Source organism: Pararhizobium gei (assembly GCF_029223885.1).
Taxonomy (GTDB): domain Bacteria; phylum Pseudomonadota; class Alphaproteobacteria; order Rhizobiales; family Rhizobiaceae; genus Pararhizobium; species Pararhizobium gei.
Genome location: NZ_CP119409.1, coordinates 3,826,455 through 3,846,847 on the forward strand (window position 1 = coordinate 3,826,455; position 20,393 = coordinate 3,846,847).

Below are 20,393 nucleotides of genomic sequence, written 5' to 3' on the forward strand. Positions count from 1 at the left end.
CTAATTCTCGAAGGGCTGGTTGATTGCCAAAAGATAGGCTGATTTTGACCACCGGAACCGGCTGCCGCGCGACGCAAACTGGACTTTGGATAAACCATGAATCGACTGTTCCGCTTTCTCAAAGCCGCATCGCGCTGGTTCCTTTATGGCCTCGGTCTTGTCTTCGTCGCGACAGTGCTTTTCGTGCTTTTCGCCGGATTTACCGCGCCAGGCGCGCGCGTCGTTGCCAAGCTGATCGAAAAATATGCCTCGACGCCGGATCAGATCGTCCGGATTAACGATCCAAGCGCGCTTCTGACCGGCGATTTCACGGCCTCCAGCATAACACTGTTTGACAGCAAGGGTGTTTACGCGGAAATCCGGGAAATCGCCATTGACTGGTCCCCGACCGCACTGTTTTCAAAGCGCTTCCAGGCGGCAATGCTGTCCGCCGGCTCGGTGCGGCTGGAGCGCTTGCCGATCCCATCCCAGGAAACCCAGGAAGTCCGCAGCACCTTCGCCTTGCCACTCGAAGTCGGCATCGATTCTTTCGATTTGAAGGAAATCATCATCGGCAAAGAGATTGCGGGAACGGATCAGTTTCTCAGCGCCAATGGCAGGCTTGACGCCACGAATGCCAGCATCGCAACCGCCCTGGCGCTTTCCCAGCGCGACCGCCCGGACGCAAAGGCGGTTGCCGATATCGTTTTTGATCCCGCGGCCAACGCGCTCAAGCTGGACATGACGGTCGACGAACCGAAAAACGGCCTGCTTGCGAAAGCCATGCGGCTTCCTGGCGAGCCGGCTGTCAGCGTCCGAGTGACGGGCAACGGACCCCTTTCGGACTGGAGCGGAACTGCAACGGCCGCACTGGACGACAACCAGGTTGTGAAATTCGATGGCCGGCATCGATTGGCGGCGGACGGCCAGCGCGCGGTCTCGCTGAAGGGCGGCGGAACGTTCAGCGACCTCTTGCCGGCAGCTTTTAGACCGCTGTTCGAGGGCACCAGCGACATCGACCTCGCCGCCGCGATCACCGACACGACGGTCAAGATCGAAGCTGGCAATCTTTCCACCGGCGCACTGACCCTTTCGGCATCAGGAACCTACAGCACGGCCGGAGAGAATGATCTCCAAATCAGTCTCTCCGGCAAGAACGGACCCATCGACTTCCGGCTTCCACTGGAAGAAGGACAGGCGCTGCTGGCGATCGACCGGGTAAGCGCATCGCTGATCGGCGACGCGCAGAACGCCGTGCTCGACATTGGCGGCGAGATCGGCAAGGCAACGCTGCCGCAGGGCGAAATCGAAGCGATCAAGCTGCATGCCTATAGCGACAGCTTCAATCTCTCGACCCGCACCGGCCCTATCCGGACGACGGTAGAAACCGGCGCGACACGGTTTGTCAGCGCCGATCTCGACCGGCTTGTCAAAGGGCCTGCGAAACTCGAAGGCAGCCTGTCGCTGACGCCGGAAACGGTTTCGTTTAATCCGGTCACGCTGGAGAGCGCCAGCATCGGCGGCACACTGACCGGTGCCTACACTCTTGTGGAAAATACACTGGCTGCGAGTTTCAAACTGTTTGCGGCACCGTCCTCCCTGCCACCGGCACTTGCGGGTAAGATAACGACACCGGTTGCACTGTCCGGCATTCTGGGAACCGGCGCCACCGGCGACGTTACGGTCAGCGATCTCACGCTGACATCGGACCTTGTCAAACTGGCCGGCTCGGCTGCACTCGAAACCGGAGCCTTGACAGCAACCCTTACCGGCACGCTGCCTGAAATCGGCAAGCTTGCCGCCGGCGCCAAAGGGACGGCCGCCTTCAGCGCGGATATCAGCGGACCGCTGGACGCGCTTGCGGTCAAAGCCCAGATCACCTCAACCGGCGCGAACCTTGCCGGGCGCGTGCTGAACGATCTCGAGGTGAACGCCGACGCCGTCGTCGGACGGGATGGTCCGACCGGAACCGTGACCGCAAGCGGCACGCTCGACGGCCAGGCCATCAGCGCCAAGGCGGACGTCCAGACCGCGAAGGGCACCACCGGCATCCCGTCGATCGAGGCTGTCATCGGCACCAACACACTCAAAGGATCGCTGGATTTCACCGGCGACCTCAAGCCGAACGGCGCGCTTGTGTTCGACTTTCCCGATATTGGCCTGCTGGCCGCCATGGCAGGACAGAGCGCATCCGGCGATCTGGCAGGTTCTGCAGATATCAGGTCGGAGAATGGCATCACGTCGGTTTCGGTCAAGGCGAGCGGCTCCGGCATCACGCGGGGCGAATTCGTCATCACGAAACCTGCAGCTGATATTACGATCGCCGATCTTGGCGCGCTTGCCATCCGGGGAACGGTAACGGTCGATGAAGCCCGCCAGGGCGGGAACCGTTTGGCGGGTCTGAAGCTGGGTTTCGAACGGCAGGGCGAACGGACCATTTTCGCCCTCGACGGCGCCTATGATGACGCACCGCTCAGCGCTCGCGGCGATCTCCAGGCGTCGGCCGGGCGCACCACCATCAATCTCCAATCCTTCGCGGCCACGCCGAGAAAAATCCCGCTGACCCTGGCCCAGCCTTCGACCATCGTCCTCGAGAACGGCACCGTGGCGTTGCAGCAACTGGCCGTGAACGGCTTCGGCGGCACGGTCACGGTCAACGGCACCGCAGGTGAAGCCCTCGCCTTGACCGCAGAGCTTGCGGCGATCGACCTTCGCCTGCCAATCCAGGGCGGCGAGGCGCATCTCGTTCTCAACAGTGGCACCGCCTCGATCAACGGCACGATGACATCGGCCGCTCTTGATGTGACAGCAGATGCTCAGGAGATCGCTCTTCCGCAAGGCCGTGTCGAATCCGTGAAGCTCCAGGCGCGTAGCAACGCCTTCAATCTTGAGACACGTTCCGGCAAGATAGAAGCCACGATCGGGACCGGACCGACCCAACTTGTTAATGCCGATCTCGATCGGGCGATCAAAGGCCCGCTTGAAATCAAAGCACAACTGAACGTGGCCCCGGAAGCAATCACCTTCGCCCCTGTGACTATCGGCAGTGCCAATCTTGACGGTACGCTCGACGGTGCCTTCCGGCTTTCGGACAACAGTCTGGACACGCGGTTCAAGCTTTCAGCACGACCCGCCGCGCTTCCGGCTGCGGTTTCAGCCAAATTCGATGCCCCGGTCGATGTCAGTGGCCGGCTGAAGACCGGTCCGGACGGCGCTGTCGATGTCAGCAACCTTATTCTGGCCTCCACCACGATCGAGGCGGCAGGCTCCGTTGCGCTTAAGGCAAGCAATCTTACGGCACTTTTGACCGGCACCTTGCCCGACCTCGGCAAACTTCTCGCCGACGCCAAGGGACGGGCAGACTTTACTGTCGATGCCACTGGACCGCTCGACAATCTGGGCGTCAAGGCGCAGATCACCTCCAGCGGCGCAACGCTGGCCGGTCGGACGCTGAGCGACCTGCAGCTGGCAGCGGACGCAACGATCAATCCGAAGAACCCGCAGGCGAAAATCAACGCGACCGGGGCGCTTGCCGGACAGGCGATCAATGTCGATGCAGATCTGGTCTCGAAAGATGGCGCCACCAGTATTCCGGTTCTGAACGTGCGGATCGGCGACAACACCCTGAATGGGGTGGTCGATTTCACCAGCGATTTCCTTCCCAAGGGGAAAATCGACTTTAATTTCCCGGATGTCGCCCTGCTTGCGGCGATGGCCGGCGAAAAGGCGTCCGGCGACATCAATGGCTCCGCGTCCATCACCAGCGATGGCGGCGTCACTGCGGTAGCGCTGAAGGCCGGCGGTTCCGGCATCCGGCGCGGCGACCTGGTGATTACCAAGCCGGTCGCAGACATCACGATCGCCGATCTGAAGACGCTTTCCGTCAGGGGCAATCTTTCCGTCGAGAGCTTTGCCCAGGGGGAAAACCGCATCAGCGGCCTGAAGCTTGATTTTGCGCAAAAAGCCGACAAGACCGATGTCATTCTCGACGGCAGCTACGACGGCGCGCCGCTGAAACTGCGGGGCGACATCAAGACAGCCGCCGGCACGACCACCGTCAACCTTGCCTCCTTTACGGCTTCGCCGAAGAAACTGCCGCTCAAGCTTGCGGCGCCGACGACCATTACCATCAGGAACGGCACCGTCGATCTGCGCAACCTGACGATCGACGCATCCGGCGGCACGGTTGCCGTGTCCGGCACGGCGGGCGAACGGCTCGATCTCGGCGTCAAGCTGAATGCCCTGCCCGCGCAGCTTGCCAACACATTCTCCCCGTCGCTCGGCGCCAAAGGGCAGATCAGCGGCACGATCGGGATCAAGGGTACCCCGCAGTCGCCGGATGTCTCCTATGATCTCAGATGGGCCAATGCCATGGTTGCCCAGGCCAGCGCCGCCGGCGTGCCTTCGCTCGACGTCACCGCAAAGGGGCAATTCGTCAACAACCGGCTGACGCTCGACACCGCAGTTAGCGGGGGCGGCCTCTCCTTCCGCGGCGGCGGCTCGCTCGGCATGACCGGAAACCGACCGATGGACATGAAATTCTCCGGCAACCTGCCCTTCGGCCTTGCCGCCGGCCTGCTCGCTGAACAGGGTTTCACCCTCACAGGCGCCGCCAATGTCGATCTCTCCGTAACCGGCGCTGTAACGGCACCTGTCATCAACGGGACGATCACCACGGCGGGCGCCCGCCTCGTAGACGTTCGGCGCAACCTTGCTCTGGGCGACCTTACCGCGAGCGTAGCGCTGGATGGCAAACAGGCGAGAATTTCGCGGCTGTCGGGTAAGCTTGCAAGCGGTGGCGGCATCGATGTCACCGGCACCGTTGGAATAGCGCCCGGTTCCGGCTTTCCCGCCGATCTCGCGATCCGTCTCGACAACGCGACCTATATAGACGGCAGTCTCGTCACCGCGACCGTTGACGGCGCGCTGACCCTGAAAGGCCCGCTGACGTCGGCGCCTGTTCTCGGCGGCACCGTCAAGATCGAGAAGGCAGCCATCACCATTCCAGAAAAGCTGCCGGCCTCGCTGTCCGAGATCAACATCAAGCACAAGAACGCCCCGGCCAAGGTCAGGCGAATGGTGGCGGATGTCCGCAAGGACGAAGGCGGCGATGGCGCTGGTGGCAGCGATGGCATCGCCTTTGACCTCACCGTAAGCGCGCCCGGCCGGCTCTTCGTTCGCGGCCGCGGCGTCAACGCGGAACTGGGCGGTGACCTCACCATCCGCGGCACGGCCGCCCAGCCCTCGGTCTCCGGCGCTTTCCGGATGCGACGGGGGCGTCTCGAAATCCTCGGCAAGCGGCTGGATTTCTCCGATGGCACGATCAGCTTCGGCGGCAATCTGATCCCGACGCTCGATCTCGACGCGACATCGAGCGCAGGTTCGACCACGATCACCATCAATGTCGCCGGCGTCGCCAACAATCCATCGGTGACCTTCTCGTCATCGCCAGCCTTGCCGCAGGATGAGATCCTGGCGCAGCTGATCTTCAACCGCTCGCTCTCGAACCTTTCCGCCCTGCAGATCGCACAGCTTGCAAGTGCTGTGAGCGAGCTTGCCGGCGGTGGGTCGAACGGCCTGCTGAACGGCCTGCGCAACAAGCTCGGCGTCGATGATCTCAATGTCTCGACGGATGCAAGCGGCGGCGCCGAAGTGACGGCCGGCAAGTATCTGAACGACCGCACCTATCTGGAACTGAAATCAGGAGCGGAGGCCGGCGGCGGCAAAGCCATCATCAATCTCGATGTCGGCCGCGGCATCAAGCTGCGCGGCGAGGCCGGCGGCGAGGGGACGGGCGCGGGGATTTTCTATGAGAAGGAATATTGACGACAGTATGCACCGCAATTCCTGGCGGACCGCGAAGTCGGCTACAACGCTGCGGAAAGCTTGCTGGTCTTTAATAGAATATTGGTTTCCGTCAGATTGATGCCGTCGATCAGCCGGATGCGCCTCAGGGTCTCGTCAAAAGTCGCGAGATCCTTGTCTTCCAGTTCGGCGATGAAATCCCAGCGGCCATTGGTGGAATGAAGCGCCCGCACCTGCGGCAGGCCGCGCAGCTGTGTGGCGACCTGGTCGGCCATCTTGCCGTGGATCTCGATCATGACGATCGCCCGCACGCCGCTGCCGGAAAGTTCTGCTCCCGTGCGGATCGTGAAGGCGGCGATGGTACCGGAGGCGACCAGCCGGTCGATTCGGGCGGCGACCGTGGCACGCGACGTGCCAGTGGCGGCGGCCAGCGATGACACCGGGGTGCGTGCATTGTGCCGCAAAGCGCCGATGAGCGCGCGGTCCAGATCGTCCAGGCTTATCACTGTGTCCACCCACACTTATCAAAGTGAAGAATTTTTCCGTCTATTTGCCAGTTTTCCCTCTATTTGCCAACGCCCAGGCCCGTATAATCCGCGCATAACCGGTGCGACCGGCGTTTCGCAATCCGCAGGGGACCCAATGGCTGAGACCAGGAAAAAGATCACTCTGATCGGCGCGCCGATTGAGGAAGGCTCCGGCCGTCGCGGCTGCGCCATGGGACCGGCTGCCTTGCGCATCGCGGGCCTCGACACGACGCTGGCCGAGCTTGGCCATATCGTCAGCGACGATGGCGATCTGAAGCCGATGCCGGCGCGGGATCTCGCCAATCACAAGGGCGCCAACAACCTGCAGATCGTTGCTGCCTTTACGCGGGCGCTCGACATTGCCGTGCATGACGTCGCCCGTACCGGCGGCGTTCCGGTCATCCTTGGCGGCGATCATGCGCTGGCCATGGGATCGGTCTCCGGCATGGCGCGTCATGCAGCCGAAGTCGGCCGTCCGCTCTTCGTGCTCTGGCTCGATGCCCATGCCGACTTCAATTCTCCGGACACGACGCCATCGGGCAATATGCACGGAATGCCGGTCGCTTTCTTTTGCGGCGAGGCTGAATTTGCTCCGATCCTCGACAAGGACCGTCCTTTTGTCGATCCGAAAAAGGTGTTTCAGGTCGGCATCCGCTCGGTCGACGAACGCGAGCGCGAGGAAATCGCCGACCATGGAGTCAATGTCTTCGACATGCGCGCCATTGACGAAACCGGCATGGCCCACATCATGCATGAAATCATCGCCACGGTGAGTGCCGCAAACGGCCTGTTGCATGTCAGTCTCGATGTAGATTTCCTCGATCCCGACTTCGCCCCCGGCGTCGGCACCACCGTTCCGGGCGGCGCGACGTTCCGCGAAGCGCATCTGATCATGGAAATGCTCTGCGACAGCGGCCTCGTCTCGTCGCTGGATCTCGTCGAGCTCAATCCCTTCCTCGACGATCGCGGCAAGAGCGCCCGCATCCTGGTCGAGCTGACGGCCAGCCTGTTCGGCCGCCGTATTCTCGATCGCCCGACGCGCAGCGCCTGAACACAAACACGAGCCCAAGGAGCGCTTATGAACCCGACCAACGCCCTGATCGAAACCGAACACAGGCTCGGTGCGCATAATTACAAACCGCTGGATGTCGTTCTGTCACGCGGCGAAGGCGTCCATGTCTGGGATCTCGATGGCAATCGCTACCTCGATTGCCTGTCGGCCTATTCCGCCGTCAACCAGGGTCACTGCCACCCGAAAATTCTGGCCGCCATGGTCGAGCAGGCCAGCAAGCTGACATTGACCTCCCGCGCCTTCCGCAACGACCAGCTTGCGCCTCTTTATGAGGAACTGGCAGCATTGACCGGCAGTCACAAGATCCTGCCGATGAACTCAGGCGCAGAGGCCGTCGAGACCGCCGTCAAGGCGGTGCGTAAATGGGGCTACGAGGTCAAGGGCGTTGCAGAAAACAGGGCGGAGATCATCGTCTGCTCCGATAATTTCCACGGCCGCACCATGGGTATTGTCGGCTTTTCCACCGATCCCGACGCCCGCTCGGGGTTCGGGCCGTTCGCACCTGGCTTCGTCACCGTGCCGTTTGGCGATATCGATGCCTTGCGTGCTGCAATCACCGAAAACACAGTCGCCTTTCTGATCGAGCCCATCCAGGGCGAAGCCGGCGTCATCATCCCGCCGCCGGGCTATTTCCCGGAGGTACGCGCGCTTTGCACCCGTCATGGCGTCACGCTCATTCTTGACGAGATCCAGACCGGGCTCGGCCGCACCGGAAAGCTTCTGGCGGAAGAACATGAGGGCATCGAGGCGGACGTGACCTTGATCGGCAAGGCCCTGTCGGGCGGCTTCTATCCGGTTTCGGCTGTGCTTTCCAACTCCGAAGTGCTCGGCGTGCTCAAGCCCGGCCAGCACGGCTCCACTTTCGGCGGCAATCCGCTCGCCTGCGCCATCGCCCGCGCGGCCCTCAAGGCGTTGACCGAGGAAGGCATGATCGAAAATTCCGCCCGGATGGGCGACCGGTTCCAGGCAGGTCTCAAGGACATCCGCTCCAACATCATCAAGGAGGTCCGCGGTCGCGGTCTGATGCTGGCCGTCGAACTCGTGCCGGAGGCCGGCGGCGCCCGAAAATACTGCGAAGCGCTGAAAGAGCGCGGCATTCTAGCCAAGGACACCCATGGTGACACGATCCGGATCGCGCCGCCGCTGGTGATCACGCAGGACCAGGTCGATTGGGCCGTCGAGCATTTCTCCGCTGTTTTGACATCGAATTGAAACGAAGAATATGCGTCGCCGCTCATCCGGCCGGACGCATATTCCCTTGCCATGAAAAAGCATCTCTTAACGATTTTTATATAAGGTCTCCTCAAGGCGAGAACGGCTGCCTGGCCGTGCATGACGCGTCGCCCCTGGCCGGATGTAACGGCATTCCATATATTTGATCTGGCGAACCGGCGCCGCGCGGAAAAGCCGTGAGCGGCAGGCTGTCATGACGCCGGGCAATATGACGCCAACCGATAGCCGCAACGCGAAGGAACCGCAGATGACGAACGCATTGAAAATGGCAGGTTTCGACGGCGAGACGTTGGAGATCATTGCCTTCCGTCTCCACGATCAGGAATTCTGCGTGAAGACAACGACCATCCGCGAAATCCGCGGTTGGGCACCATCGACGCCGATCCCGCATTCGCCGGCCGAAGTGCTTGGGGTTATGAACCTTCGTGGCACCGTCATCCCGATCATCGATCTTGCTCACAAGCTCGGCATGAAATCGACCGTCGCCAACGAGCGCAGCGCAATCGTCGTCGCCGAAGTCCACAACATGGTCATCGGGCTCGTCGTCGATCGTGTGTCCGATATCCTGACCGTCCAGGGCAACCAGGTTCAGCCCGTTCCGGAAATCACAACCTCCTTCGATAAGAGTTACGCCGAAGGCATCATCGCCAACGAGACGGGAATGATCTGCTTCCTCAATCTCGCTCGCATGTTCAAAGAACGCGAAATAGACGAAATGGCGGCCTGATCGGCCTGGCAGAAATGACAAAAGCGGCCGCTGGCCGCTTTTTCGCTTGAGCCTTCAATCAGCGCGATCTGGTCTCGAGCCGGGACAAAGGGAACAAAGCCTCTCCGGAACTGTTATCGCTCGCAGTCAGCTTTCGGAGGCAATACCATGCAAGCGATCGAAACCCAGGTCCACGCTCAGCCCTCATCCGGCCTCATTACGGTGGAATTCGTCAGCGACAGCGGCGACATAATCTCCGTGCAGATGAAGAAAGACGAGGATGGCGATCTGTCCCGTCTGAACGCCATCGAAAAAGCAAAGGCGATGATGATGAGGTTTGCAAAAACGCGATCGAACGATAGCCCGGATGCCGAATCCGAAGTCTTGGAAGGCCAGTCGCCGGCTGCCGCATCGTTGAGAAGCGCCCGTGCGTCAGAGGATTCTTCGACATTGGAGGATCAACTCAATGAGGGCTTGGAGGGAACATTTCCCGCAAGCGATCCGGTGGCGACCACGACAAGCACCATTCCAAGCGGTCGCACGGATAAAGAGGCAGCGCAGAAACAATAGTCCCATATCGCATGCAATTCGACTAGTCAGCGGCCGGAACGCGGATCGGCGTTGATGAAGCAGTTGCGCTTGACCACTCCAGGCTACCGTCTATCCTGCCCTTATGAAAAAGTATGAAGCCTCCTCGTCGCCTGCCTTTGCGCCCCTGGAGCGGCTGCGTTCCAGACTCCGGACGCTGTATCTTGGAACCAGCACCAAAGCCATTCGCTTCCAGATCGGCATGGCAATCATTGATCTGGCGATCATTGTCTTTTTCCTGGCAGGACCATATTTCGGCGGCGGGCGTGCCTATCTGATCATCGACTACATGATTGCGGTGATGATCGCGTTCGAGCTTGGCGCGCGCGCGCTGATAGCTTCAAATATATTGCGTTGGCTAACGCGGCCCATGACATGGGTCGATGTCGCCATCCTTGCGACTCTGGTTTTCCCTGCCACCTTTTCCAATTTTGCATTTCTTCGGGCGTTTCGTATCTGGTCTCTCGGCCAAAGCAAGGTTTTCGTGCTTTTGATCAAGCGCGCCGGCTGCAGCGAATGGGAAGATGTCATCCGCGCCTGCATCAATTTCCTGACCTTCCTGTTTCTCATCACCGGCTTCGTCTACACGGTATTTTTCTATGACCAGGCCGGCGTCGAAGGTTTTGTCGATGCGCTCTACTTTACCGTCGCGACTATTACGACCACGGGCTTTGGCGACATTACGCTCCCAGGCACACTCGGTAAATTGACCTCGATCATTACGATGATTTTCGGCGTCTCGCTGTTTGTAAGGCTGGCCCAGGCGATAGTACGCCCGCACAAGATACTCTTCCCCTGCCCTCAATGCGGCTTGCAGCGACATGATGTCGACGCCGTTCACTGCAAGGCCTGCGGCCATATGCTCAACATTCCGGACGACGGTCTGTAGCCAGACACCGAATGCACCGGCATTTCTGTCAATCCGGATACGGACCTGCAGGCAATCGCCCTATTTTAAAGCTTGATATCTCTGTTCTTTCTCGACAATAGCTGTGGTGACAGCGAGACTGCCCAGACAGGGTTGAACGGGAGTCCGGACTCGGTATGAAACAGGAGCAGAAGGGCCGGTCCGGTAAGGCATTCTTTCTTGCCACCGTCGGCCTGATCTTCGCTGCTATTCTGACGACCGTGCTTCTTGCCAACGACAAACGCAATCTGCGGACACTGCTCACCTATCTCGGCCATCCCGAAATCCTGCAAACCGTCGAGCCCACTCCCGCGCCAGTCCAAGTCAGGTCGCTGCGCACCGTCCGCTTGGCGGCGCGGACACTGATTTTCCCGACGCATATGTTCGCGGATATGCGCGTTCCGCAGCAAAATTTCATTCGCTTCATTCAAAGTGACCCTCGAACCCTTTGTGAAGAGCTAAGCGAGGGTGGCTTCGGGGACCTTGACTGGACCGTCAGCAGCGCAGCCCAGGAAAACTGGGAATGCTCGTCCACCATCGTCCTTCCAGCTCCGGAAGGCGAGGAAGCGGTGCCGTCGTCGCTCTTCATCTTCATCAGGGGAGACGGTGAAAAGCGGGTCACCTCATTCCGTGTCAAGCTGAACGTCGAGAATGCCGCCGATGCCGGGACAGTCGCTGAGCGTGGTGGTGAGGCAGCAAGCATATTCCTCAACCAGGTTCGTTGGGGAAATGCGGACGAAATCATTACCAGGATCAAGGCATACCAGCCATTCGACATTCGCAATTTTGGAAGCCGGATCCAGTTCAAGCGCGAATTTGGCGAACCGCCGCGCTATAATTTCCTGGCCAGCCAGACCAATAGGCCGCTTAGCCAATCCGCCGCGGACCTTTATTTTGACCGAACGCAATGGTTTCCGCTTCGCAGCAACGATGGCACGCCAAAGATCGGAGGCATGATGGCCGGCGAAAACCGTGATGGTCTCCCATTGCCACCCGGACCTTGAGCGTCATGGCTTCTGCGCCCGCCGGTTAACCACAAACCCAGATAGATGTGCAGCAACCTTGCCAGGCCGGCGTCCTTAATAAAGGATTAAGGCAACTGAGCCGTATGCAGGAGTAGAACATCATGTTGCGGAACACGCTTGCCGGAAATCCGATGCATGCTCCCAGAGGCGCCCCGGTGAGGTTCAGCGTAGGGCCTGTCGAGACGCCGGATGTGCCGGTCCAGTTTGCCATTAAGCGCATCATTGATGTCACGGCCGCGGCAACGGCGCTCTTCATCCTGCTGCCTGCGATGGTGGCCATCGGAATGGTTATCAAAGCAGACAGCAAAGGCCCTGTTCTCCGAAGGGAGCTTCGAATAGGGCGCGATACTGTTCCCTATGAAAGCCTGACATTCCGCTGCGTTCACCAGGATCGTGGCGGCAAGATGGAGCATGCTGCGCCTTTGACGCGAACAGGTCGCTTTCTGCGCAAGATGCAGATGGAGGCTTTGCCCCAGTTCTGGAACGTCATGAGAGGAGATATGTCGCTCGTCGGCCCGCAGGCGCATGTGCCGGATATGATGGCATCAGGCCTTGCGTTCGAGGAGATCGTGCGGGGCTACCACCGTCGCCATGTGGTGAAGCCGGGCATGACCGGCCTGGCCAGGGTTCGCCACATGACTGCGCCGGTTGAGAAACGCTGGCCGGCAATCCGCGGCATCGTGCATGATGTCGATTATATCCGCAATTTCTCGCTGCTGCTTGATCTGAAGATTCTGAAGCAAACTGCTTCGATAGCCTGGAGGCACGCCTTCGCGTGATAAATACCGGCAGGATAGGCCGGCAAGCGAAAAGCCGCCCGGGCGACACCCGAGCGGCTTTCCTTTTTGGCGGTAAGCCGAAGCTTATTTCTGCCAGCTCTTGACCAATTCGTCGTAGTTTACGGTTATTGGCTTTTCCTTTTCGTTTTCGATCTTGAGCTGAGGGGCGAGGTTTCCGGCTTTGACGGCTTGCGCGTTCCAGTAGGCCAGATCGTGTTCTTCGGCGAGTTTGGGGCCGATATCGCCCTGGATGCCGGACCGTTCGAGGCGGCCCAGCACCTTTTCCTGCTCGGCGCATAGCGAGTCCATGGCTTCCTGCGCGGTCTTTGCACCCGAGGATGCGTCGCCGATCGCCTGCCACCAGAGCTGTGCCAGCTTCGGATAGTCGGGAATGTTCGTCCCGGTCGGCGACCATTGCACGCGGGCCGGCGAACGGTAGAACTCGATCAGTCCGCCCAGTTTGGGCGCACGGTCCGTGAAGGACTTGTGCTGGATCGTGCTTTCGCGGATGAGCGTCAGGCCAACCTGGCTTTTCTTGACGTCAACCGTCTTGGACGAGACGAATTGCGCATAGAGCCATGCGGCCTTGGCGCGATCTTCCGGTGTCGATTTCAGCAGCGTCCACGAGCCGACGTCCTGATAGCCGAGCTTCATGCCGTCTTTCCAGTAGACGCCATGCGGGCTCGGAGCAAAACGCCATTTCGGCGTCCCGTCCGCATTGACGACCGGCAAGCCTTCCTTGACGAAGTCGGCCGTGAAGGCCGTGTAGGTGAACATCTGCTGGGCGATATTGCCCTGGGCCGGAACCGGACCGGACTCGCCAAACGTCATGCCCTGGGCTTCCGGCGGTGCATAGGCCTTCAACCAGTCGAGGTACTTCTGGATCGAATAGACCGATGCCGGGCCGTTGGTGTCGCCGCCGCGGGCAACGCAGGATCCCACAGGCTGGGACTTCTCGTTGACCTTGACGCCCCATTCGTCCACAGGCAGGCCGTTCGGCAGGCCCTTGTCGCCGTTGCCGGCCATGGAAAGCCAGGCATCGGTGAAGCGCCAGCCGAGCGACGGGTCCTTCTTGCCATAGTCCATGTGGCCAAAAACCTTCTTGCCGTCGATTTCGCGGCCGGTGAAGAATTCGGCGATGTCCTCGTAGGCAGACCAGTTGACGGGAACGCCGAGATCGTAGCCGTACTTCGCCTTGAAGTCCGCCTTGTTCTTCTCGTCGTTGAACCAGTCATAGCGGAACCAGTAGAGGTTGGCGAACTGCTGGTCAGGGAGCTGGTAGAGATCGCCGTCCGGAGCCGTCGTAAACTTGGTGCCGATGAAGTCGGCGAGGTCGAGACCGGGATTGGTGACGTCCTTGCCTTCGTTGGCCATCCACTTGGTCAGCGAGCGGGCCTGCTGGTAGCGCCAATGGGTGCCGATCAGGTCGCTATCGTTGACATAGGCGTCGTAGATGTTCTCGCCCGACTGCATCTGCGTCTGCAGCTTTTCGACGACGTCGCCTTCGCCGATCAGGTCATGCGTGACCTTGATGCCGGTGATGGCGGTGAAGGCCGGCGCCAGCACCTTCGATTCATATTCATGCGTGGCGATGGTTTCCGAGACCACCTTGATGTCCATGCCGGCAAACGGCTTGGCAGCATCGATGAACCACTGCATTTCGGCTTCCTGGGCGGTGCGATCGAGGGTCGACAACTCGCCCACTTCCGCATCCAGGAAGGTTTTTGCTTCATCCATGCCCGCGAATGCGGTCCCGGTAAAGGCCAGCAGCATGGCCGCCGTCGATGTCAATAGATGCTGTCGCATATGTTCCTCCTCAGGTTTTTGCGATTTGCAATATCCGGATTGTCCAATGGTTCCTCCCCAGGGCAATCCGTCCGTACGTCCTGTCTCAGACCAGTTTGAAGACGCCGACGGCGTAGACAACTGACAGAGCAAGAGCCCACCACAGGTCAGGGCCGCCAAGCCCCAGCCATGCGAGATGAATGAAGGCCGAGCCCAGCAGCGACACGAAGAGCCGGTCGCCGCGCGTGGTCTCGAACCGCAGAATGCCGACACGCGGATTGCCGCCCGGCGATACATATTCCCAGATGCCCATGCCGATCAGCAGAGAAAGGATCGTCAGGAAAAAGAGCGCCGTCGGCAGCGTCCATGCCATCCACGAAAAGTCCATGCGACTGCCTCCCCTATACCCGGCCAAGGGCAAAGCCCTTGGCGATGTAGTTGCGCACGAAGTAGATCACCAGCGCGCCCGGAATGATCGTCAGCACACCGGCCGCCGCCAGCACGCCCCAGTCCATGCCCGATGCCGAGACCGTGCGGGTCATGATGGCAGCGATCGGCTTGGCGTCGGTGGTCGTCAGGGTGCGGGCGATCAGAAGCTCGACCCAGGAAAACATGAAGCAGAAGAAGGCCGCCACACCGATGCCCGATGCGATCAGGGGCACGTAGATCTTCACAAAGAAGCGCGGGAAGGAATACCCGTCGATATAGGCGGTTTCGTCGATTTCCTTCGGCACGCCCGACATGAAGCCCTCGAGGATCCAGACGGCCAGCGGTACGTTGAACAGGCAGTGCGCCAGCGCAACCGCGATATGCGTGTCGATCAGCCCGAAGGCCGAGTAGAGCTGGAAGAAGGGCAGCGCGAACACGGCCGGCGGCGCCATGCGGTTGGTGAGCAGCCAGAAGAACAGGTGCTTGTCGCCCAGAAACCGGTAACGCGAGAAAGCGTAAGCCGCCGGAAGCGCCACCGAAACCGAGATGATCGTGTTGAGAACGACATAGAGGATCGAGTTGATATAGCCCTTGTACCAGGACGGATCGGTGAAGATCACCATGTAATTGCGCAGCGTCGGCGTCTGCGGAAACAAGGAGACGCCGGACATGATCTCCGTATTGGTCTTGAAGCTCATGTTCACCAGCCAGTAGATCGGCAGCATCAGGAACACGATATAAAGCGTCGGCACGAGCCAGGCCAAGCCGGTTTTCGTGCGCCGTGCCGGCAATGGAAGCGTGCCGGGGCGGCGTTCCGCCACCTGCGTCATGCCCGTCCGTAGCGTGTCGGCGGCATCCGTCTGTGCGGTCGGGATGGCGCTTGCGTGGGTGTTCATCACGCTCTCCTCAGTTGGCGGCGTCGCTGCTGGTCATCACGGTGTAGAACACCCATGAGAGCAGCAGGACGATCAGGAAATAGATGAGGGACATGGCGGCGGCAGGTCCAAGGTCGAACTGGCCGACGGCGATCTTCACGAGATCGATCGACAAAAAGGTCGTGGCGGATCCCGGCCCGCCACCGGTGACGACGAAGGGCTCGGTATAGATCATGAAGCTGTCCATGAAGCGCAACAGCACGGCGATCAAGAGCACCCGCTTCAGCTTGGGAAGCTGGATATAGCGGAACACGGCCCAGCGCGACGCGCCGTCGATCTTGGCTGCCTGGTAGTAGCTGTCGGGGATCGAGACGAGACCGGCATAGGCCAGAAGCACCACAAGGCTCGTCCAGTGCCAGACATCCATGACGACGACGGTGATCCAGGCATGCAGCGGATCGGAGGCATAGTTGAACGGAATGCCCAGGCGCGCCAGGCTGTAGCCGACAAGGCCGATATCCGCCCTGCTCAGCAACTGCCAGATCGTGCCGACCACATTCCACGGGATCAGCAGCGGCAAGGCCATGAAGACGAGACAGAAGGGGACGCCCAGCCCCTTCTTCGGCATGTTGAGCGCAATGAAGATGCCAAGCGGGATCTCGATGGCCAGGATGATGCCGGAAAAGAACAGGTTGCGCTGCAGGGCATCCCAGAACCGTGCGGAGTCGAGCACCTCCGTGAACCATTCCGTGCCGGCCCAGAAGAATTCATTGTTGCCGAACGTGTCCTGTACCGAATAGTTGACCACCGTCATCAGCGGGATCACGGCGGAGAAAGCGACCAGCACCAGCACCGGCAGCACCATCAACCAGGCCTTGTTGTTCCAGGTCTTATGCATGTCTTCAGCCCTCCGCGCCGACGCGCCAGCTATCGGCGTAGATGTTGATGGCCGCCGGATCGAAGGTAATCTTCGGTTCCGCCGGGATTTCCCCGTCCTCATGCAAAACGATGGCCATCGGCCGCCCGCCGAACTGCGCCCGCACGATCTTCTGGCGGCCGATATCCTCGACCTTGGAAATCGTCACCGGCATGCCCTCTCGCCCGAGCTTCACGAATTCCGGGCGAATGCCGAGTTCCGTCCTGGCGCCCGGCGCCACCTGCGGCGCGAAGGACAGATCGATCGTCTGGCCCTCAAGATCGACCGTGGAGCCCTCGATTTTCGCCGGCAAAAAGTTCATGCCCGGCGAACCGATGAAGTATCCCACGAACGTGTGCTTCGGCTTTTCGAACAGTTCCGCCGGCGTGCCGATCTGGACGATCTCGCCGTCATACATGACCACGACCTTGTCGGCGAAGGTCAGCGCTTCCGTCTGGTCGTGGGTAACGTAGACCATGGTGAAGCCGAACTGCTTGTGCAGCCGCTTCAATTGCGAGCGCAGCACCCATTTCATATGCGGATCGATCACGGTCAAAGGCTCGTCGAACAGGATGGCGCTGACATCCGAGCGCACCAGGCCGCGGCCGAGCGAGATCTTCTGCTTCTGGTCGGCGGTCAGCCCTTGCGCCTTTTTCTTTGCCCAGTCGGACAGGCCGATCATCTCGATGATTTCTCGCACACGGCGATCGACCTCGGGTTCGGAAACCTTCCGGTTGCGCAGCGGAAAAGCCAGATTGTCGTAGACCGTCATCGTGTCGTAGATCACCGGGAACTGGAACACCTGCGCGATGTTGCGTTCCTGGGTCGACAGGTTGGTCACATCCTTGCCGTCGAACAGGATCCTGCCTTCGGACGGCTGCACCAGCCCGGAAATGATGTTGAGCAGCGTGGTCTTGCCGCAGCCCGACGGACCCAGCAGCGCATAGGCGCCGCCATCGTTCCACTCATGGTGGACTTCCTTCAATGCGTAGTCACCAGGAGCCGACAGGCGAAGGCCGTAGGCGTGGCGGATATGATCGAGATTGATGCGTGCCATGATCTGTCCTCACGCCGCTTTCCGGCTGTCGCCGGAAATCGCCCTGCCATCCGCGCCGAAGGCCATCAGATGCCGGGTATCGACAAACAGGCCGACATCGGTATCGGCGTCGATATCGTGAATGCCATGTACCAGCATCACCCAGCGGTGGTCTCCAAAGGCCACGTGGATGAAACTTTCGGAACCGGCAATTTCCGAAATGATGATCCGGGCAGGCAGGACCGCCGCCGTCTCGTGCGGACGCCGGACCGAAAGGTGGTGCGGATGGAAGGCCAGCGTGCACGGGCCGTCCGGCAGGGCGGCAAGATGCTGCGGCACCGGCAGCACGGGTGCGCCGTTGCGCTGGAAGGCGGCGCCGGCTTTCGTGAGGTCGATCGTGTTCAGCGGCGGATCGGCAAAGGTTTTTGCCGTGACCAGATCATGCGGCCGGCGGTAGACGTTGATCGTCTGACCGAACTGGCTGATCCGGCCTTCGCTCATGGTTGCGGTGTTGCCGCCCAGCAGCAGGGCTTCCTGCGCTTCGGTGGTCGCGTAGACGAAGATCGATCCGGAGGCGGCAAACAGCTTGGGCAGTTCTTCCCGCAGTTCCTCGCGCAGCTTGTAATCCAGGTTGGCAAGGGGCTCGTCCAGCAGAACGAGACTGGCGTTCTTGACGATGGCGCGGGCAAGGGCCGTGCGCTGCTGCTGGCCGCCGGACAGATTGAGCGGCATGCGATCGAGAAACGGCGTCAGCCGCATCAGGTCGGCCGCCTTGCGCACCTCCCGGTCGATCGTCGCCTTGTCCCTGCCGGCGATCCGCATCGGCGAGGCGATGTTCTCATAGACCGTCATCGCCGGATAGTTGATGAACTGCTGGTACACCATCGCAACGCCGCGATCCTGCACCCGCAGGCCGGTCACATCCTTGCCGTCAAAGACAATCGTGCCCGTCGTCGGCTTGTCAAGCCCCGCCATCAGCCGCATCAGCGACGTCTTGCCCGACAGCGTCGGCCCAAGCAGCACATTCAGCGAACCCCGCTCAAGCGTCAGATCAGTCGGATGGATATGCGTATCCGCACCAACAACCTTCGTTATGTTCTTCAATTCAAGCATTCTAAAGGCTTCCTCCCAGCCATTGGTTGCGCCGTCGCGGCGCGCCCTCAGGCAACGTCGCGGATGGTCTCCCGCATGTAATCCTCCAACCCGGCGGCTTCAGCCTGGGTCAATGTCAATCCGAGCTTCGTGCGGCGCCACAAGACGTCCTCCCCGCGCCGCGCCCACTCTTCCTCAATCAGCCATCGCACTTCCGCCTCGTAGAGATCCGCGCCGAAATGCCGCCCCAACCCTTCCGCGCTATCGATATTGCCGAGCAGGCTTGCCGCCAGCGTACCGTACTGCCGCACAAGCCGCCGGGCATGTCTGGCAACAAGGAATGGATAACGGCGGATAAGCTTCGAAACCTCGGCTTCGTAACCGCTGACCGGGAAGTCGCCGCCCGGCAGCACGCTTTTTGCCGTCCACGGGCTGCCTTTGCTGCCGATCGCATCCGCGATCTTTTCAAGTGCATGCTCCGCAAGCCGCCGGTAAGTCGTGAGCTTGCCGCCAAAGACGTTCAGCAGCGGCGCATTGCCCTGTTCGCCGTCAATCTTCAACACATAGTCGCGTGTCGCTTCCTGCGCTTTCGATGCACCGTCATCGTAAAGCGGCCGCACCCCTGAATAGGTCCAGACCACATCGGACGGCCTGACCGGTTCAGCGAAATACTCGCTCGCCGCGTCACAAAGATAATTGATTTCGCCCTCGGTGATCCTGATATTCTTCGGATCGCCGTTGAAATCATTGTCGGTCGTTCCGATCAACGTAAAGTCGGTCTCGTAGGGGATGGCAAATATGATGCGGCTATCTGGATTCTGGAAAAAATAGGCCCGTGGATCGTCGAACTTCTTCTTCACCACGATATGGCTGCCCTGAACCAGGCGGACATTGTGAACATTGTTTCGGCGCACAGCATTCGACAGCACCACATCGACCCAAGGCCCAGCCGCATTGACAAGCATGCGCGCCCGAAACAGATCGACGACGCCGGTCGCCCTGTCTTCGACTTTGACCACCCAAAGGCCGCCGTCGCGCTCCGCCGAGACCACCCGGCTGCGGGTCATGATGCGCGCGCCCTTGATCGCTGCGTCTTTTGCATTGAGAACCACGAGGCGGGCATCATCGACCCAACCATCGGAATATTCGAACGCCCTGGTGAAGAGCGCCTTCAATGGCTTGGAAGCGGGATCGCGGCGCATGTCGAGAGTGCGCGTGGCTGGCAGGAGCTTGCGGCCACCGATATGATCGTACAGGAAAAGACCGAGACGGATTAGCCAGGCCGGCCGCACGCCGCCCTTGTGGAACGGCAGGACGAAGCGCATGGGCCAGATGATGTGCGGCGCCATGGCCCAGAGCACTTCGCGCTCCATCAGAGATTCCCGCACAAGCCGAAATTCATAGTGCTCTAGATAACGCAGGCCGCCATGAATGAGCTTAGTCGCGCGCGACGACGTGCCGGACGCGAAATCATCCATCTCGGCAAGCGCAACGGAATAACCCCGGCCGACAGCATCCCTGGCAATGCCGCACCCGTTGATACCGCCTCCTACGATGAAAATGTCGAACGCGTCCTGCGCAGGCACTGCTTCCCCTCCCATTTCGCATTGCAGCATTTTTAGCGCATACGAAAGCAAAA

The 20,393-nt window shown here is 60.5% G+C and carries 16 protein-coding genes; 8 read left to right on the forward strand and 8 right to left on the reverse strand.

Features of this window, described 5'->3' with window-relative positions; genetic code table 11:
• The first annotated feature begins 96 nt into the window (after window positions 1–96).
• Window positions 97–5,805 (forward strand): translocation/assembly module TamB domain-containing protein, encoded by a 5,709-nt coding sequence (locus tag PY308_RS18560; RefSeq protein WP_275785477.1) that lies wholly within the window; start codon window positions 97–99, stop codon window positions 5,803–5,805.
• 41 nt (window positions 5,806–5,846) lie between these two features.
• Here PY308_RS18560 and PY308_RS18565 read toward each other — a convergent pair whose 3' ends face one another.
• Entirely contained in the window at window positions 5,847–6,281 is a 435-nt protein-coding gene (locus tag PY308_RS18565; protein ID WP_275791199.1) for an Lrp/AsnC family transcriptional regulator, read from the reverse strand.
• A gap of 145 nt (window positions 6,282–6,426) precedes the next feature.
• Here PY308_RS18565 and rocF point away from each other — a divergent pair, with 145 nt between their 5' ends.
• The 7 genes from rocF to PY308_RS18600 all read left to right on the forward strand — a co-directional run bounded on the left by rocF (window position 6,427) and on the right by PY308_RS18600 (window position 12,621).
• Window positions 6,427–7,362 (forward strand): arginase, encoded by a 936-nt coding sequence (gene rocF / locus PY308_RS18570; RefSeq protein WP_275785479.1) that lies wholly within the window; start codon window positions 6,427–6,429, stop codon window positions 7,360–7,362.
• Window positions 7,363–7,389: 27 nt separating this feature from the next.
• On the forward strand, window positions 7,390–8,595 hold the full coding sequence (rocD, locus tag PY308_RS18575) for an ornithine--oxo-acid transaminase (protein WP_275785482.1): 1,206 nt from the start codon (window positions 7,390–7,392) through the stop codon (window positions 8,593–8,595).
• A 268-nt stretch (window positions 8,596–8,863) separates the two neighbouring features.
• Window positions 8,864–9,343, forward strand: coding sequence for a chemotaxis protein CheW (locus PY308_RS18580; RefSeq protein ID WP_275785485.1), 480 nt, complete (start codon window positions 8,864–8,866; stop codon window positions 9,341–9,343).
• A 147-nt stretch (window positions 9,344–9,490) separates the two neighbouring features.
• Window positions 9,491–9,892, forward strand: a complete 402-nt coding sequence (locus tag PY308_RS18585; protein ID WP_275785488.1) for a hypothetical protein — start codon at window positions 9,491–9,493, stop codon at window positions 9,890–9,892.
• A gap of 103 nt (window positions 9,893–9,995) precedes the next feature.
• On the forward strand, window positions 9,996–10,799 hold the full coding sequence (locus PY308_RS18590; protein WP_275785490.1) for a potassium channel family protein: 804 nt from the start codon (window positions 9,996–9,998) through the stop codon (window positions 10,797–10,799).
• 155 nt (window positions 10,800–10,954) lie between these two features.
• On the forward strand, window positions 10,955–11,821 hold the full coding sequence (locus tag PY308_RS18595) for a DUF6030 family protein (RefSeq protein WP_275785492.1): 867 nt from the start codon (window positions 10,955–10,957) through the stop codon (window positions 11,819–11,821).
• A 152-nt stretch (window positions 11,822–11,973) separates the two neighbouring features.
• Entirely contained in the window at window positions 11,974–12,621 is a 648-nt protein-coding gene (locus PY308_RS18600; protein WP_275785495.1) for a sugar transferase, read from the forward strand.
• Window positions 12,622–12,705: 84 nt separating this feature from the next.
• Here PY308_RS18600 and PY308_RS18605 read toward each other — a convergent pair whose 3' ends face one another.
• The 7 genes from PY308_RS18605 to glpD all read right to left on the reverse strand — a co-directional run bounded on the left by PY308_RS18605 (window position 12,706) and on the right by glpD (window position 20,355).
• The gene (locus tag PY308_RS18605) at window positions 12,706–14,427 is read right to left on the reverse strand and encodes an ABC transporter substrate-binding protein (protein WP_275785497.1); all 1,722 of its coding nucleotides are present in this window, start codon (window positions 14,425–14,427) and stop codon (window positions 12,706–12,708) included.
• Between the two features lie 85 nt (window positions 14,428–14,512).
• The gene (locus PY308_RS18610; RefSeq protein ID WP_275785500.1) at window positions 14,513–14,794 is read right to left on the reverse strand and encodes a DUF2160 domain-containing protein; all 282 of its coding nucleotides are present in this window, start codon (window positions 14,792–14,794) and stop codon (window positions 14,513–14,515) included.
• A gap of 13 nt (window positions 14,795–14,807) precedes the next feature.
• A complete protein-coding gene (locus PY308_RS18615) occupies window positions 14,808–15,731 on the reverse strand; it encodes a carbohydrate ABC transporter permease (protein ID WP_275785502.1) in 924 nt (307 codons plus the stop codon).
• Between the two features lie 10 nt (window positions 15,732–15,741).
• Complete coding sequence (locus tag PY308_RS18620; protein WP_275785503.1) at window positions 15,742–16,608, reverse strand: carbohydrate ABC transporter permease; 867 nt, start codon at window positions 16,606–16,608, stop codon at window positions 15,742–15,744.
• Window positions 16,609–16,612: 4 nt separating this feature from the next.
• Window positions 16,613–17,683: an ABC transporter ATP-binding protein gene (locus PY308_RS18625; RefSeq protein WP_275785506.1), complete on the reverse strand. Its 1,071-nt coding sequence runs from the start codon at window positions 17,681–17,683 to the stop codon at window positions 16,613–16,615.
• 9 nt (window positions 17,684–17,692) lie between these two features.
• Window positions 17,693–18,775: an ABC transporter ATP-binding protein gene (locus PY308_RS18630; RefSeq protein ID WP_275785508.1), complete on the reverse strand. Its 1,083-nt coding sequence runs from the start codon at window positions 18,773–18,775 to the stop codon at window positions 17,693–17,695.
• Between the two features lie 47 nt (window positions 18,776–18,822).
• Window positions 18,823–20,355 carry a glycerol-3-phosphate dehydrogenase gene (gene glpD / locus PY308_RS18635; protein ID WP_434064171.1) on the reverse strand — a complete coding sequence of 511 codons (1,533 nt, stop codon included), beginning with the start codon at window positions 20,353–20,355 and terminating at the stop codon, window positions 18,823–18,825.
• Window positions 20,356–20,393: the final 38 nt, after the last annotated feature.

What these genes read in the sequence shown, in the direction of transcription:
- rocD (WP_275785482.1), top strand. Translation starts at nt 7,390, where the DNA reads ATGAACCCGACCAACGCCCTGATCGAAACCGAACACAGGCTCGGTGCG.
- PY308_RS18590 (WP_275785490.1), top strand. Translation starts at nt 9,996, where the DNA reads ATGAAAAAGTATGAAGCCTCCTCGTCGCCTGCCTTTGCGCCCCTGGAG.
- PY308_RS18605 (WP_275785497.1), bottom strand. Translation starts at nt 14,427, where the DNA reads ATGCGACAGCATCTATTGACATCGACGGCGGCCATGCTGCTGGCCTTT.
- PY308_RS18585 (WP_275785488.1), top strand. Translation starts at nt 9,491, where the DNA reads ATGCAAGCGATCGAAACCCAGGTCCACGCTCAGCCCTCATCCGGCCTC.
- PY308_RS18620 (WP_275785503.1), bottom strand. Translation starts at nt 16,608, where the DNA reads ATGCATAAGACCTGGAACAACAAGGCCTGGTTGATGGTGCTGCCGGTG.
- PY308_RS18600 (WP_275785495.1), top strand. Translation starts at nt 11,974, where the DNA reads ATGCATGCTCCCAGAGGCGCCCCGGTGAGGTTCAGCGTAGGGCCTGTC.
- rocF (WP_275785479.1), top strand. Translation starts at nt 6,427, where the DNA reads ATGGCTGAGACCAGGAAAAAGATCACTCTGATCGGCGCGCCGATTGAG.
- PY308_RS18610 (WP_275785500.1), bottom strand. Translation starts at nt 14,794, where the DNA reads ATGGACTTTTCGTGGATGGCATGGACGCTGCCGACGGCGCTCTTTTTC.
- PY308_RS18560 (WP_275785477.1), top strand. Translation starts at nt 97, where the DNA reads ATGAATCGACTGTTCCGCTTTCTCAAAGCCGCATCGCGCTGGTTCCTT.
- PY308_RS18630 (WP_275785508.1), bottom strand. Translation starts at nt 18,775, where the DNA reads ATGCTTGAATTGAAGAACATAACGAAGGTTGTTGGTGCGGATACGCAT.
- PY308_RS18615 (WP_275785502.1), bottom strand. Translation starts at nt 15,731, where the DNA reads ATGAACACCCACGCAAGCGCCATCCCGACCGCACAGACGGATGCCGCC.
- PY308_RS18595 (WP_275785492.1), top strand. Translation starts at nt 10,955, where the DNA reads ATGAAACAGGAGCAGAAGGGCCGGTCCGGTAAGGCATTCTTTCTTGCC.
- PY308_RS18580 (WP_275785485.1), top strand. Translation starts at nt 8,864, where the DNA reads ATGACGAACGCATTGAAAATGGCAGGTTTCGACGGCGAGACGTTGGAG.
- PY308_RS18625 (WP_275785506.1), bottom strand. Translation starts at nt 17,683, where the DNA reads ATGGCACGCATCAATCTCGATCATATCCGCCACGCCTACGGCCTTCGC.
- glpD (WP_434064171.1), bottom strand. Translation starts at nt 20,355, where the DNA reads ATGGGAGGGGAAGCAGTGCCTGCGCAGGACGCGTTCGACATTTTCATC.